This window comes from Streptomyces sp. NRRL WC-3549 (assembly GCF_000721935.1).
Lineage (GTDB): Bacteria > Actinomycetota > Actinomycetes > Streptomycetales > Streptomycetaceae > Streptomyces.
Genome location: NZ_KL585412.1, coordinates 58,764 through 73,406, shown reverse-complemented (window position 1 = coordinate 73,406; position 14,643 = coordinate 58,764). Strand labels below are relative to the sequence as shown.

Genomic DNA, 14,643 nt, shown 5'->3' with positions numbered 1-14,643 from the left:
CCAGCCGGTGGCGGAGCGGTCGGCGGGCCCGGCCCCGTACACGCGGACGGCCCGCGGGCTTCACGCCTGCGGGCCGTCCGTGTCACGCGTTCCCTACGGGTCAGTCGTCCCCGTTGAGGATGGAGAGCAGGCGCAGCATCTCCAGGTAGATCCAGACGAGGGTCAAGGTGAGGCCGAAGGCCGCCAGCCATGCCTCCTCGCGCGGCGCGCCGAAGTTGACGCCGTCCTCGACCTGCTTGAAGTCCAGGGCGAGGAAGCACGCACCGAGGACGATGCCGATGACACCGAACAGGATGCCGAGGCCACCGCTGCGGAAGCCCAGGCCGTCACCGCCGCCGAACACGCTGAACAGCAGGTTGACCATCATCAGGAGCACGAAGCCCATGGCCGCGGCCATCACGAAGCCGTAGAAGCGGCGGGTGACGCGGATCCAGCGCATCTTGTACGCGACGAGGACACCGGCGAAGACACACATGGTGCCCATCACCGCCTGCATCACCGTGCCGGGGCCGATGTAGGTGCTGACCGCGCTGGAGATCACCCCGAGGAAGACACCCTCGAAGGCCGCGTACGCGAGGATGACCGCCGGGGACGCCTTGCGCTTGAAGGACTGCACCATCGCCAGGACGAACGCCACCAGGGCGGCGCCGATGCCGATGCCGTACGACTTGCCGAGGTTGGCCGCGTCGACCGGCAGCAGCGCCCAGGCGAGCGCGGCGGTGAGCACCACGGTGCCCAGGGTCATGGCCGTGCGCGTGACGACGTCGTCGATCGTCATGGCGCCGGACCGGGCCGGCGCCTGCGGGGCGCCGTACTGGGTGTCCGGCTGCGCGTAGGGGTTGGTGGCGTACGGGTTGGCGGTGCCCTGGGCGTACGGGTTGGCCCCCGCTGCGGCGGCCCCGGCCTGTGGCGCCGCGTTGAAGCCCGCGTAGCCGTTGTCGCGGCTGAACCCCCGTCGCGAGAAGACCGGGTTGCTGCTCCTCATCTCACTCCTCCATGGCCACCCTGCGCGGCCTTGCCACAAGAGTAATGGGTAGGCAAAACAATCACCCTAGTGCCAGAGGAGGATCTTTGAGAGAAGTTACCCCGACGGGCCGCGCCGAGCCGGGCGTGACCTGCGCGGATCGGGGCACCCGTGCAGGGACTCGCGCGGCCGCCCCCCGATGGCCGCGGGGGTGGCGGCGGGAGCGTCGCGGCGCCGGCTCACGCGTGTACACACCGTGACCGAGGATGTTCTCACCGTGTCGCGGCGCGGGGCGCACCCACCGCATCGCCGGAACCGTCCCCCCGGGCCCCGTGCCGCCCACGTGTGAGTGCCCGGAGCCGGACTTGAACCGGCACGCCCCCGAGGAGGCAGCGAGGTTTAAGCTCGCCGTGTCTGCATTCCACCACCCGGGCAGGGGTGCGCGGCTCCGCTTTGGCACATGACCCTATCCGGGGGCATCCCCCGTCCGGCCGGGCAGGCCCTCTATGTTGTCTTATTTTATTGACCGTTTGAGGGCCCGTCAGACGTCGGCCACCCCATCAGCACATGCCGGGCCGGGTCGATGGGCACGAACTACGGCAAACGGGAATGACGGAAACTCGCCGCACCCGTACGGCGCATTCGCCAGGGCCGGGCCACCGTTCGCCGGACCCCCGCCACCTCACCGCCCGCCCGTGCCGTTGACGTGCCGCAGGACGGGCGCCGCCCCCAGCGTCTCGGGGGCCGTCGGGACCACCTCCGAGACGTGGAAGGCGGCGCTCCCCCGGGCGGCAGCGCGACGAGCACGTCGTCCACCCTCCGCCGCCCGTCCAGCCAGCCGGGGAAGAGCGCGAGGCCGCGCAGCAGCGTCCGGGCGGTCGCCTCCACCCGGTTTCCGACAGGGGGCCCGTCACCCTGGGTGACCGTCGCGTCGCGCTCGGCGGGCGGGCGGTGGTCCACCCGGTGGCACACGTCCCAGAGGGGCACGGTGCCCCGGGACGGGCCCCGCGGGGGGGCGGTTCCGGGGAGCCCCCAGTGGGGCGAGCCCGGCCCGTAGGGGCGGGCCGGGCTCGGCGCACAGGGCGGGCAGCAGTCGGTGGTAGCAGCCGTACCCCCGTGCGCGGCCGTCCAGTTCGCCCTGCCGGACAACAGCCCCTTCTCGTCGCGCGGTTCGTAGAAGCCGTCGCTCTCGTGTCGGCCGCCGCCCCGGACGCCAGGGCGCCACGGCCCGGCCGGCCCCCCGCGGCTCCACCGCGCCGCCCCGCGCGGGACGGCCGGACTCAGGGTCGGTGTCATACCCGAGGAGTACTCCGGCACCCTGACGGTGCGACTCAAGACGGCCCCGGGAACGGTCACGGGGACTGACGACCCGGCCGGAGCCGGGCGGGACGATGGACGAGTCCCCAGCGGGCCCCACAGCGCCCGAAGCCTTCCGACCCAGGAGCCCTTGTGAGTACCACCACCGTCCACCGCACCACCGCGGTCGCCGCACGCGCCACGGAGCTGTCGAAGGTCTACGGCCAGGGCGAGACCCAGGTGGTGGCCCTGGACCGGGTGACCGTGGACTTCCCGCAGGGCGAGTTCACCGCGATCATGGGTCCGTCCGGCTCCGGCAAGTCCACGCTGATGCACTGCGTGGCCGGACTCGACAGCTTCAGCAGCGGCTCCGTCCGCATCGGGGAGACCGAGCTGGGGACGCTCAAGGACAAGCAGCTCACACAGTTGCGCCGGGACAAGATCGGTTTCATCTTCCAGGCCTTCAACCTGCTGCCGACCCTGACGGCGCTGGAGAACATCACCCTGCCCATGGACATCGCCGGCCGCAGGCCCGACGCCGCGTGGATGCAGAAGGTCATCGACATGGTGGGCCTCGCCGAGCGCCTCAAGCACCGCCCGACCGAGCTCTCCGGCGGCCAGCAGCAGCGCGTCGCCGTGGCCCGGGCCCTGGCCTCCCAGCCGGAGATCATCTTCGGTGACGAGCCGACCGGGAACCTCGACTCCCGCTCCGGCGCCGAGGTACTCGGCTTCCTGCGCAACTCCGTGCGCGAGCTGGGGCAGACCGTGGTGATGGTCACCCACGACGCCGTCGCCGCCTCCTACGCGGACCGCGTGATCTTCCTCGCGGACGGCGCGATCGTCGACCAGATGATCCAGCCGACCGCCGACGGCGTGCTCGACCGGATGAAGGCGTTCGACGCGAAGGGCCGCACCAGCTGACCGGCCGGCCGGTGCCCACGCCCTCCGCTCCCCGAACACCCTCCAGGAATTGACGACATGCTCCGTACCGCCGTGCGCAACGTTCTCGCGCACAAGGCCAGACTGCTGATGACCGTGCTCGCCGTGATGCTCGGCGTCGCCTTCGTCTCCGGCACCCTGGTCTTCACCGACACCCTCGGCAACGCCTTCCGCAACCAGTCCAAGAAGAGCTACGACCAGGTCGCCGTCGCCGTGACGACCTGGGCCCAGCGGGGCGACGAGGACACCGCCGCCCTCGACGAGGCCACCCTGAAGAAGATCCGGGCCCTGGACGGGGTGGCCGAGGTCACCGGCCGGGTCTCCGGGTTCGCCGGCGTCGCCGACCCCGACGGCAAGCTCATCGGCAACGGCTGGTCCAACACCGGCGCCAACTTCGCGCCCGGCACCGACGGCAAGGACCAGCAGTACGCGTTCACCGACGGCACGGGCCCGGCGAAGGCCGGCGAGGTGGCCCTCGACGAAGAGACCGCGGAGAAGGGTGAATACCGCGTCGGGGACCCGGTGCGGGTCGCCACCAACGGGCCGGTGAAGGAGTACGCCCTCTCCGGCGTCTTCACCACCGAGGACGGCGCGGTCAACGCGGGCGGCAGCCTGGTCCTCTTCGACACCGATACCGCCCAGCAGCTCTTCCTGCGCCCCGGCGCGTACCAGGACGCCACCGTCACCGCCGCGCCCGGCGCCTCCGACCAGGAGCTGCTGGACGCCGTGAAGCCCCTCCTGCCCGAGGACGCCGAGGCCCAGACGGGCGCGGTGCTCGCGCAGAAGGAGGCCGAGCAGACCGAGGCCGGTCTCAAGAACCTCAACACGATCCTGCTGGTCTTCGCCGGCATCGCGCTCTTCGTCGGCGTCTTCCTGATCGCCAACACCTTCACCATGCTGGTCGCCCAGCGCACCCGTGAACTCGCCCTGATGCGCGCCGTCGGCGCCTCCCGCCGGCAGGTCAAGTGGGCCGTCCTGGCGGAGGCCGGTGTGGTCGGCCTGATCGCCTCGGTCATCGGCTTCGTGCTCGGCGTCGGCCTCGCCACCGGACTGCGCTCCGCGATGGGCGCCTTCGGCGGCAAGATCCCGGCCGGCCCGCTCGTCGTCTCCCCCACCGCGGTCGTCTCCGCGTTCGCCGTCGGCGTGCTGATCACCGTGCTCGCCGCGTGGCTGCCGGCCCGCCGCGCCGCCAAGATCCCGCCGGTGGCGGCGATGAGCAGCGTCCACGCGGTGGCCACCACCAAGTCGCTGGTCGTGCGGAACTCGATCGGCGGGGTGCTCACCCTGGTCGGCACCGCGGGCATCGTCACGGGTGCCGTGCAGGGCGAGGGGAACGGCCGGACGCTCATCGGGATCGGGGCGTTCCTGGCGCTGCTCGGTGTCATCGTGCTGATCCCGCTGCTCTCGCGGCCGGTGATCTCCCTGGTACGCCCGCTGCTGCGCAGGCTGTTCGGGGTCTCCGGCAAGCTGGCGGCGCAGAACGCGGTCCGCAATCCGCGGCGCACCGGCGCCACCGCCTCGGCCCTGGCGATCGGGCTCACCCTCGTCACCGGCATCTCGGTGCTCGGCGTGACGCTGGGGCAGGCCATCGACAAGATGACGACGGACAACATCAAGGCCGACTACATGGTCTCGATGGCCAGCGGGCGCCCGCTCGACGAGTCGGCGCTGACGGCCCTGGAGAAGGCGGACGGCGTCACCGCCGCCTCCCCCCAGCAGTACACCTGGCTCACGGTCGACGGCGAGGGCGTCTCGGCCTCCGCGGTCACCCCGGGCGACGTCGAGAAGGTCTTCACGCTGAAGCCGGTCTCCGGCTCCCTGGCCTCCCTGGGCGACGGCGCGCTCGCCGTCGACCGGAAGACGGCGACGGCGCACGGCTGGAAGAGCGGGGACAGCGTTCCGGTCGAGTTCGGGGACGAGAAGACGGAGACCCTGAAGATCGGCGCGGTCTACGAGGGCAACGAGCTCCTCTCCCCGGTCCTGGTCTCCAAGGCCGTCAACGACCCGCACGAGACCCTCCCCGGCATCCAGGACATCTGGCTGACCATGGACGGCGGCCAGACGGACGCCAACGAGCAGGCCCTCGTCGACGCGCTCGGCGACAACCCGGCGATGAGCGTCGTGGACCGCCAGGGCATCCGGGACATGTTCGGCGGCTTCGTGAACACGGCGCTGAACATCATGTACGGGCTGCTGGCGATGGCCCTGGTCATCGCGGTCCTCGGGGTCGTGAACACCCTGGCGATGTCGGTGTTCGAGCGCCAGCAGGAGATCGGCATGCTGCGGGCCATCGGCCTGGACCGGCGCAGGGTCAAGCGCATGATCCGGCTGGAGGCCGTCGTCATCTCGCTCTTCGGCGCGGTGATCGGTGTGGCCCTCGGTATGTTCCTGGGGTGGGCGATCGGCAAGACCCTCTCCGGCGAGGTCCCGGGGTACGCCCTGGTCATCCCGTGGGACCGGCTCGCCGTCTTCCTGGTCCTGGCGGGCCTGGTGGGCGTGCTGGCCTCCCTGTGGCCGGCCCGCAGCGGCGCGAAGCTGAACATGCTGACGGCCATCAAGACCTGTCTCTTATACACACGGACGCCGACGCGGTCCAGGTGCGGGAGCGCAGCGGCATACCGGTACGGCCGCCGTCCTGCGGTCTCACCGCGAGGATCTGGTTGACGCCGATCTTGTTGTGCTCGAAGGAGAGCGCGGAGGCGGCCATGTACAGCCGCCAGACCCGGGCGCGCCCCGGTGAGGTGGCCCGGACCGCTTCCTCCCAGTGCCGCTCCAGGTTGGCCACCCACCGCCGCAGCGTGAGGGCGTAGTGCTCGCGGATCGCCTCCACGTCCCGGGCCTCGAAGCCGGCCTCCTCCAGGGTGGCCAGCGTGCGGCCCACCGGGGCGAGTTCGCCGTCGGGGAAGACGTAGGCGTCGATGAACTCGTCGATCCGGTAGGCCGACTCGTCCTTCTCGGGGCGGCGGGCGATCTGGTGGTTGAGCAGCCGGCCGCCGGGCCTGAGGAGGGCGTAGAGGTCGTCGGCGTACTCGCGGAAGCGGACCGAGCCGACGTGTTCGGCCATCCCGATGGAGGAGATCGCGTCGTAGGGGCCGTCACGCACGTCCCGGTAGTCCTGGACCCGGATCTCGATCCGGTCGGTCAGGCCCTCGTCGGCGATGCGCTTGCGGGCGAAGGCGGCCTGCTCGGTGGAGAGGGTGACGCCGGTGACCCGGGCGCCGTACTCGCGGGCGGCGTGGATGGCCATGGAACCCCAGCCGCAGCCGACGTCCAGCAGCCGGTCGCCCTCCTTCAGGCCGAGCTTGCGGCAGACCAGGTCGAGCTTGTCGCGCTGGGCCTCCTCCAGGGTGGAGCCCTCCTGCCAGTAGGCGCAGGAGTAGACCATGGAGGGGCCGAGGACCATCGCGTAGAAGTCGTTGCCCACGTCGTAGTGGTGGCTGATGGCTTCCCTGTCCCGGCGCTTGGTGTGCAGGGCGCCGGTGCGGCGGCGGACCTCCTCGGCGGGCGGGGGCGGCGGCGGCCAGGGCCCGGCCAGCTGGACCAGGCCGCGGGCGAACGCCCGCACCTTCGGGTCGCGCAGCGGGTTCGGGGCGCCCTTCGCGTCGGTGCCGCGCTCCCAGAGCAGCGCGGCGAGGGAGTCCAGCGCCGCGTACAGGTCGCCGTCGATGTCGATCTCACCGGCCACCCAGGCCCGGGCGAGGCCCAGTTCGCCGGGCTTCCAGAGGAGCCGGCGCACGGCGCGGCGGTGGCGCAGCACGAGCACGGGGGCGCCCGGCGGCCCGGATTCGCTGCCGTCCCAGGCCCGGATCCGGACCGGCAGGGGTTCCCCCAGCAACTCTTCGGCGAGAGCGGTCAGCCGCGACGCGGCGTCTGCCATGGCGCACACCTCCGTGGTGGTGTTTCCCAACATGCCTAAATTCGCATAAACATGCCCAAACAACGCCGCGACACCTCGGTGTCGCGGCGAGCTGCACCCTGCACAACGCCATCCTGCCCACGAGCCATCCCGTCGGCACGCAACGGAACGGCAAAATACCTGCACTTACCACTTACTTCTCCACCGGACGGCGCCCCGGTGGAACGCGTCGCCGGAGCGCGGCGCCGCCGGGCACGCCGAAGGGGCCGCCCGCACCACGGATGGCGGACGGCCCCTTCGACGACGTACGGGCACCACGGTGGCTCCCTGACCGGGCTCCGGTCAGGGGGCCAGGGTCAGGAGGCCTTGGCCTTCTCGCCCTCGGACTTGGCGGCGGCCGGCGGGGGGCTCGGCTTGGCGGCCTCGTAGAACTCCTCGCGGGGCGTCTCCATGGCGCCGAGCGAGACGACCTCGCGCTTGAGGAACATCCCCAGCGTCCAGTCGGCGAAGATGCGGATCTTGCGGTTCCAGGTCGGCATGGCCATGCCGTGGTAGCCACGGTGCATGTACCAGGCGAGACGGCCCTTGAACTTGAGCTTCATCTTGCCGACGACGATCATCGCGACGCCCTTGTGCAGGCCGAGACCGGCGACCGCACCCTTGTTGGCGTGGCTGTACTCCTTCTGCGGGAAGCCCCGCATGCCGGAGATGACGTTGTCGCCGAGGACCTTGGCCTGGCGCAGCGCGTGCTGGGCGTTGGGCGGGCACCAGGCGTTGGGGTTGCCGGCGCGGCGGCCGACCATGTCCGGGACCTGGGCGTTGTCGCCCGCGGCCCAGATGTAGTCGGTGCCCTGCACCTGGAGCTTCTCGGAGGTGTCCACGTGACCGCGGGGGCCGAGCGGCAGGCCGAAGCGGGCCAGCGCCGGGTTCGGCTTGACACCGGCCGTCCACACGATGGTGTCGGAGTCGACCTCCAGGCCGTTCTTGAGCACCACGTGGCCGTCGACGCAGGAGTCCATGGAGGTGGAGAGGTAGATCTCCACGCCACGGCTCTCCAGGTGCTCCTTGCCGTAGGCGCCCAGCTTCGGGCCGACCTCGGGGAGGATCTTGTCGGCGGCGTCGACCAGGATGAACCGCATGTCGTCGCGGCTCACGCCGGAGTAGTACTTGGCCGCGTCGCGGGCCATGTCCTCGACCTCACCGATGGTCTCGGCACCGGCGAAGCCACCACCCACGAAGACGAAGGTCAGCGCCTTGCGGCGCACCTCCTCGTCGGTCGTCGAGTCGGCCTTGTCCAACTGCTCCAGGACGTGGTTGCGCAGCCCGATGGACTCCTCGATGCCCTTCATACCGATGCCCTGCTCGGCGAGGCCGGGGATCGGGAAGGTGCGGGAGATCGCGCCCATCGCGATGACCAGGTAGTCGAAGGGCAGCTCGTACGCCTCGCCGACGAGCGGCGCGACGGTGGCGACCTTGCGGTCCTGGTCGATGGTCGTGACGCGGCCGGTGAGGACCTCGGCCTTGGGCAGGACGCGTCGCAGCGGGACGACGACATGCCGAGGCGAGATGCTGCCGGCAGCAGCTTCGGGGAGGAAGGGCTGGTACGTCATGTACGAGCGAGGGTCGACGACCGTGACGGTCGCCTCCCCGTACCGCATCTTCTTCAGAATGCGACGAGCTGCGTACAGGCCTACGTACCCACCGCCTACAACGAGGATCCTGGGACGCTCCGTGGTGCTCATGCCATCGAGTATCCACCCCCCTCAGGGGCGATGCTCGTGAGCCCCTTCACAAGGTTGGGCGCACCCTCTGCTACACTTCGCCGCCCGCGTGACCCAGGTCATGATCGCAGTGGGGAACCAAGAGGCCGCCGCGAACGTTGTACACCGCTTGTGAGCTGGCCATTGACCCGCCGGGGCGGGTGGACCGGGCGCCCGGGACACACCCGCGCCACACCCTGGAAACGTTCCCGCACGGCCGTCGCGCACCCTCCCCGGGGGCCCGGACGGCCCCCGGGGGGCAGAACTTCGCCCAGAGGGGCCGAATCTCTTGTGAAGAAGTTCACGAACTTGCTCGCGGCACCTCGCGAAAGCCCTCCCGGAAAGAGCCCGGAGAGGGCCCGAAAGGCTCAGAAGTGCAGGCGGGAGTGCGCATGAGCACGCCCCCGCACCCCGCCCCGGCGCACTCCGCTCAGGCCAGGGACCAGGCGATCCCGTCGAGGATGTCGTGCTCGCTGACGACGACCTCGCGGGCGCCCGTGCGTTCCATCACCGCGAGCAGGACCAGCGCCCCCGAGGCGATCACGTCGACCCGGCCGGGGTGCATCGCGGGGATCGCCGCCCGCTCCTCGTGCGTCGAGGCGCACAGCCGCGCGGTGATCTCCCGTACCCGCTCCAGGGAGACCCGGGAGTGGTGGATCGCCTCGCTGTCGTACTCCGGGAGCCCGAGCGCGATGGCGGCGACCGTGGTGACCGTCCCGGCGAGGCCCACGAGCGTCGCCGCCTCGGCGAGGGGCACCGTCTCCCCGGCCAGGTCCAGGGCCGCGGCGATGTCCGCGCGGATCGCGTCGATCCGGTCGGGCGCGGGCGGGTCGGACACGGCCCCGTCCACGACGAGGTGACGTTCCGTCATCCGTACGCAGCCCATGTCCACGGACCGGGCCGCGCGGACCGTGTCGTCACCGAGGACGAACTCGGTGGAGCCGCCGCCGATGTCCACGACGAGGAACGGCCGCTCCAGGCGGTCGCTGCCCGCCAGTTCCCTGGTGGCACCGTAGAAGGAGAGCTGTGCCTCCTGGTCGCCGCTGACGACCTCGGGCTCGACGCCGAGGATGTCCAGGACGCCCCGGACGAAGGTGTCGCTGTTCTCCGCGTCCCGGGAGGCCGAGGTGGCCACGAACCGGACCTTCTCGGCGCCCAGCTCCTCGATCGAGGCGGCGTACGCCCGGCAGGCCTCGAAGGTGCGCTCCAGCGCCTCCGGGGCGAGCCGGCCGGTGCGGTCGACGCCCTGGCCGAGCCGGACGATCTCCATCCGCCGGTCGAGGTCGGTGAGCCGCCCCGTGGCGGGGTCGGCGTCGGCGACGAGCAGGCGGATGGAGTTGGTACCGCAGTCGACGGCGGCAACGCGGGTCATGGGGCTGGCTCCTGTGGTTGGACGGACGCCGGGACCGTCTGCGGCCGGCGGACGGGGCCGGGGCGGCCGGAAGGCACCCGGCCGCCCCGGATCCGGTCAGGACGGTTCGTTCTCACCGCACGGCGTGACGCAGGGGCCCTTCGCCCACCACTCGGGCAGCATCGCGATCGCCTCGTCGCCCAGCGGGTTGACCCCGGGGCCGGCCGCCAGCGAGTGGCCGACCAGGACGTGCAGGCACTTGACCCGGTCCGGCATGCCGCCCGCGCTCGGGAAGCCCTCCAGCACCTCGATGGCGTCGCGGCGCGCCAGGTAGTCCTCGTGCGCGGCGCGGTAGGCGGCGGCCAGCTCCGGATCGGTGGCCAGGCGCTCGGTCATCTCCTTCATGACGCCGTTCGCCTCCAGCGTCCCGATCGCGGACGCGGCACGCGGGCACGTCAGGTAGTACGTCGTCGGGAACGGCGTGCCGTCCTCCAGACGGGGCTGCGTCTCGACCACGTCCGGGTTGCCGCACGGGCAGCGGTGCGCGATGGCGCGCAGACCGCGCGGCGGCCGGCCGAGCTGCTGCTCGAACGCGGCGACGTCCGCAGCGGTGGGCGCGGTGGATTCGGTCTGCGGAGGGGGCGTGTCCATGCCTGCCTTGAATGTCATCGTTCGGTCGTTGTGTATCGGTGTGCGCACCTGGGCCGGATCACTCGCGGTCCGCGCTGTCGACGCCGTCCCAGAGGTTGGAGTGCCAGGGCTTGCCGCTCGCGCCCGCTTCACCCCGGCGGGCGTCCGCCGCGTCCGGGTCGATCACCGTGTAGCTGGTCTCCCCGGGCACCACGTAGTGCAGGTGCTCCCGGGCGAGGCGGCGGACGTAGGCGTCGTCCTTGAGCCGCGCCTTCTCGTCGCGCAGCTCCTCGGTCCGCTTCTGGGCCTCCCGGGCGAGCCTCTGCTGCTCGGCGATCTGGTCCTGCTGCGAGATGTACTGCCGCATCGGGTACGCGAGGGCGACCACCAGCGAGCAGACGATCAGCGCCAGGAACGCGGCCCGGCCGGTGAGCCGGGAGCGGCGGGCCTGGCGGCGGTTCTGGGAACGGTAGACGCGGGCCGCGGTCTGCTCGCCGAGCAACCGCAGCCTGGTCGTGGTGGAGAACCGGTCGCGGTCCTTCCCGGCCATCTCTCACGCCTCCCCGTTACGCACGTCCGTCCCCGCACACGGTACGGGACCGAGTGCGGGGACGGACGGAGGCGTGAGGGCCCCGGGCCGGCTGTCAGCCCTCGTGACGGAAGCGCGGGAACGCCGAACGGCCCGCGTAGACCGCGGCGTCGTCGAGGATCTCCTCGATGCGCAGCAGCTGGTTGTACTTGGCGACGCGGTCCGAGCGGGCCGGGGCGCCGGTCTTGATCTGGCCGCAGTTCACGGCGACGGCGAGGTCGGCGATGGTGACGTCCTCGGTCTCACCGGAGCGGTGCGACATCATGCACTTGAAGCCGTTGCGCTGGGCCAGCTCGACGGCGTCCAGGGTCTCGGTCAGCGAACCGATCTGGTTCACCTTGACGAGCAGGGCGTTGGCGGAGCCCTCCTCGATACCGCGGGAGAGGCGCTCCGGGTTGGTCACGAACAGGTCGTCGCCGACGATCTGCACCTTCGAGCCGAGCTTGTCGGTGATGACCTTCCAGCCGGCCCAGTCGTCCTCGTACAGCGGGTCCTCGATGGAGACCAGCGGGTACGCGGAGACGAGCTCCTCGTAGTACTCGGTCATCTCGGCGGCCGAGCGGGACTTGCCCTCGAACTCGTAGACGCCGTCCTTGTAGAACTCGGACGCGGCGACGTCCAGCGCGAGCGCGATGTCGCGGCCGGGGACGTAACCGGCCTCCTTGACGGCCTCGAGGATGAGGTCGAGGGCGGCGCGGTTGGACTCCAGGTTCGGCGCGAAGCCGCCCTCGTCGCCGAGGCCGGTGGACAGGCCCTTGGTCTTGAGGACCTTCTTCAGCGTGTGGTAGATCTCCGCACCCCAGCGCAGGGCCTCGGAGAACGACTCGGCGCCGATCGGCGCGATCATGAACTCCTGGATGTCCACGTTGGAGTCGGCGTGCGAGCCGCCGTTGAGGATGTTCATCATCGGAACGGGCAGCAGGTGCGCGTTCGGGCCGCCGAGGTAGCGGAACAGCGGGAGGTCGGAGGCCTCGGACGCGGCGTGCGCGACGGCCAGCGAGACACCGAGGATGGCGTTGGCGCCGAGCGAGCCCTTGTTCTCGGTCGCGTCCAGGTCGAACATGGCCTGGTCGATGAGGCGCTGCTCGGTGGCGTCGTAGCCGACGAGCTCCGGGCCGATCTGCTCGATCACGGCGAGGACGGCCTTCTCGACGCCCTTGCCCTGGTAGCGGTTGGGGTCACCGTCACGAAGCTCGATGGCCTCGAACGCACCGGTGGAGGCTCCGGACGGAACGGCAGCACGACCCGTGCTGCCGTCGTCGAGGCCGACCTCGACCTCGACCGTGGGGTTACCCCGGGAGTCGAGGATTTCCCTGGCTACGACGACGTCGATGGACGGCACGAGGCATCTCCTTCTGGGATCTGACACTGATTGGGCAGGGTCACTGTGGCCTTGCGACACGAGCCTAACCGGCCCGGCCCGCTGCGTCGGCCCGCCGCCCGTCCCCTGGGACGAAAAAGGACCCAAGGGTCCGCATTACGGACAAAGCTTCAGAAATTTACTGACGGGTAACCACAAGAGTTGAACACTCCCCCGCCTGACGGTCCGCGGCGGGGCGGCCCGGGACCGCCGCCCCGGACGCGCCCCGGCCCGGCGCACACGGGGTCGGTGCACCGGGCCGGGGCAGCCCTGGGGGGAGGAGAGGAGAGTCCCAGGACTACTTCAGGTGGAGCTGCTGCCCCGGGAAGATCAGGTCGGCGTTGTCGACGATGTCGTCGTTCAGCTTGAACAGCTTCTGCCAGCCGCCCTTGACGTGCTTCGCGTCGGCGATCTTGCTGAGGGTGTCGCCGGCCTTGACCTTGTACTCGCCGTCGCCCTTCTCGACCTTCTGGCCGGTCGGGGTGGTGACGGTCCCCTTGGGGGCCGTGCGCGACTCGCTGCGGGTGGTGGGCTGCTCGGCCTTGCGCTCGGGCTGGGCCTGGGGGGCCGAGTCGCCGTTCTTCGCGGAGCCGGAGCCGGAGCCGGTGTCGACGCCCGGGTCCACACCGTCGTTCGTCAGGCCACCGGCGCCGGCGCAGGCCCAGGCACCCGGGCCCTGCAGGGCGAGGAGCTTCTCGGCGGTGGCTATCTGCTGCTCCTTGGTGGCCAGGTCGGCGCGGGACGCGTACTGCGTACCACCGGCGGCCGCCCAGCTGGACTGCGAGAACTGCAGGCCGCCGTAGTAGCCGTTGCCGGTGTTGATGGACCAGTTGCCACCGGACTCGCACTGCGCGACGGCGTCCCAGGTGGCGACGGACGCGGCCGAGGCGCCGGTGGCACCCATCAGCGGGACGGCGACGGCGGCACCGGCGACACCGGCGAGGGTGGCGACCCGGACGGCCTTGGAGGGACGGCGGTGCTTGCCCTTGGACGAAAGCAGCATGGTTCTCCTCACCGACGCCTACGAGGTGAGCTGTCGGGTTCGGGCCTGTGAGTTGCCCGGCCACCCGCATGTACGAGTGGCTTCACCCCGAGCCGGTCCCGCCCGTCCTTCGACGGCCTGGTCCCGGCACTTACCTGGGTCCCCCGCTCCTGCCTACGGCGCTTTACGCGTCTGTCCCCTTCGGCCGACGGCAGGATTCGGCGTGACGGTCGAAGGTGCCCGCGGTGCGAGCGGTTCTGACCGTAAACACACCCAACCCCGACATTCAAAGATGGACATAACGCGCAATCAGCCCGTAGTGCGGCCGTAAAAGGGGTCATTTCCGCAGGTCGGAGCCGATGCGGGCGGACCGGGCGGGCGCGGCGCGCCAGTTGCAGCAAAGAGACCCATGTCTCACTTACGCATAAGTGGACATAGGCCTCTGAACTACCCTTGGTTTCGGGGTGTTTTCCCGTTTTTGATCAGTTGCCGGCGACGGCCGTCCCGTCCTGCGCGGAGGTGCCGCCCGCCTCGCTCGCCGAGGTCAGGTCGAGGCTCTGGCCGGGGAGGATCAGGTCCGGGTCGGAGCCCACCTCCTGCTTGTTGGCCGCGTAGAGCGCGGTCCAGCCGCCGGGCACCTCCTGCGTCTCGGCGATCGCCCAGAGGTTGTCGCCCTCCTGGACGGTGTAGGTGCCGCCCGCCTCCGTCCCGGTGCCCTCGCGCACACCGGAGTCGCCGCGGGAGGCGTGCCGGCCGGTCTCCCGTCCGCCCGCCTCCTTCGACCCCGGAGTGCTTCCCTCGGGGGCGGGCGCGCCGCGGTGCTTGCCGCCCGGGGCCCCCTGCGAGGCGCCGGGGGTCGCGGTGGACTCGGGCGAGGGGGTGGCGGACGGAGGCGCCGACGGGGCGGACCCGCCGA

The 14,643-nt window shown here is 71.2% G+C and carries 10 protein-coding genes, 1 tRNA gene, 1 pseudogene and 1 riboswitch; of the genes and pseudogenes, 2 read left to right on the top strand and 10 right to left on the bottom strand.

The window, feature by feature from the left end:
* Positions 1 to 100: 100 nt before the first annotated feature.
* Positions 101 to 985 carry a Bax inhibitor-1/YccA family protein gene (locus IH13_RS0120730; protein WP_031086605.1) on the bottom strand — a complete coding sequence of 295 codons (885 nt, stop codon included), beginning with the start codon at positions 983 to 985 and terminating at the stop codon, positions 101 to 103.
* A 329-nt stretch (positions 986 to 1,314) separates the two neighbouring features.
* Positions 1,315 to 1,398 (bottom strand) — tRNA-Leu (locus IH13_RS0120725).
* A 1,015-nt stretch (positions 1,399 to 2,413) separates the two neighbouring features.
* Here IH13_RS0120725 and IH13_RS0120720 point away from each other — a divergent pair.
* Both IH13_RS0120720 and IH13_RS0120715 read left to right on the top strand, forming a co-directional pair.
* A complete protein-coding gene (locus tag IH13_RS0120720) occupies positions 2,414 to 3,181 on the top strand; it encodes an ABC transporter ATP-binding protein (RefSeq protein WP_031086602.1) in 768 nt (255 codons plus the stop codon).
* A gap of 57 nt (positions 3,182 to 3,238) precedes the next feature.
* Positions 3,239 to 5,761 (top strand): annotated as a pseudogene (locus IH13_RS0120715) (ABC transporter permease); the annotation flags it as partial.
* Here IH13_RS0120715 and IH13_RS0120710 read toward each other — a convergent pair.
* The 8 genes from IH13_RS0120710 to IH13_RS40145 all read right to left on the bottom strand — a co-directional run.
* Positions 5,754 to 7,076, bottom strand: a complete 1,323-nt coding sequence (locus IH13_RS0120710; RefSeq protein WP_031086598.1) for an SAM-dependent methyltransferase — start codon at positions 7,074 to 7,076, stop codon at positions 5,754 to 5,756. The pseudogene IH13_RS0120715 and the gene IH13_RS0120710 overlap by 8 nt on opposite strands.
* Positions 7,077 to 7,411: 335 nt before the next feature.
* A complete protein-coding gene (locus IH13_RS0120705; protein WP_082317656.1) occupies positions 7,412 to 8,797 on the bottom strand; it encodes an NAD(P)/FAD-dependent oxidoreductase in 1,386 nt (461 codons plus the stop codon).
* A gap of 448 nt (positions 8,798 to 9,245) precedes the next feature.
* Positions 9,246 to 10,187 (bottom strand): Ppx/GppA phosphatase family protein, encoded by a 942-nt coding sequence (locus tag IH13_RS0120700; protein ID WP_031086594.1) that lies wholly within the window; start codon positions 10,185 to 10,187, stop codon positions 9,246 to 9,248.
* Positions 10,188 to 10,283: 96 nt separating this feature from the next.
* Entirely contained in the window at positions 10,284 to 10,817 is a 534-nt protein-coding gene (locus tag IH13_RS0120695; protein WP_031086592.1) for a DUF501 domain-containing protein, read from the bottom strand.
* Between the two features lie 58 nt (positions 10,818 to 10,875).
* The gene (locus tag IH13_RS0120690; protein WP_031086590.1) at positions 10,876 to 11,346 is read right to left on the bottom strand and encodes an FtsB family cell division protein; all 471 of its coding nucleotides are present in this window, start codon (positions 11,344 to 11,346) and stop codon (positions 10,876 to 10,878) included.
* Positions 11,347 to 11,440: 94 nt separating this feature from the next.
* Positions 11,441 to 12,727 carry a phosphopyruvate hydratase gene (gene eno / locus IH13_RS0120685; protein WP_031086589.1) on the bottom strand — a complete coding sequence of 429 codons (1,287 nt, stop codon included), beginning with the start codon at positions 12,725 to 12,727 and terminating at the stop codon, positions 11,441 to 11,443.
* A gap of 316 nt (positions 12,728 to 13,043) precedes the next feature.
* Positions 13,044 to 13,748 (bottom strand): transglycosylase family protein, encoded by a 705-nt coding sequence (locus IH13_RS0120680; RefSeq protein ID WP_031086588.1) that lies wholly within the window; start codon positions 13,746 to 13,748, stop codon positions 13,044 to 13,046.
* Positions 13,749 to 13,919: riboswitch (cyclic di-AMP (ydaO/yuaA leader) on the bottom strand.
* A 290-nt stretch (positions 13,920 to 14,209) separates the two neighbouring features.
* The coding region (locus IH13_RS40145; protein ID WP_037841903.1) for a LysM peptidoglycan-binding domain-containing protein at positions 14,210 to 14,643 on the bottom strand (434 nt) is incomplete at its 5' end.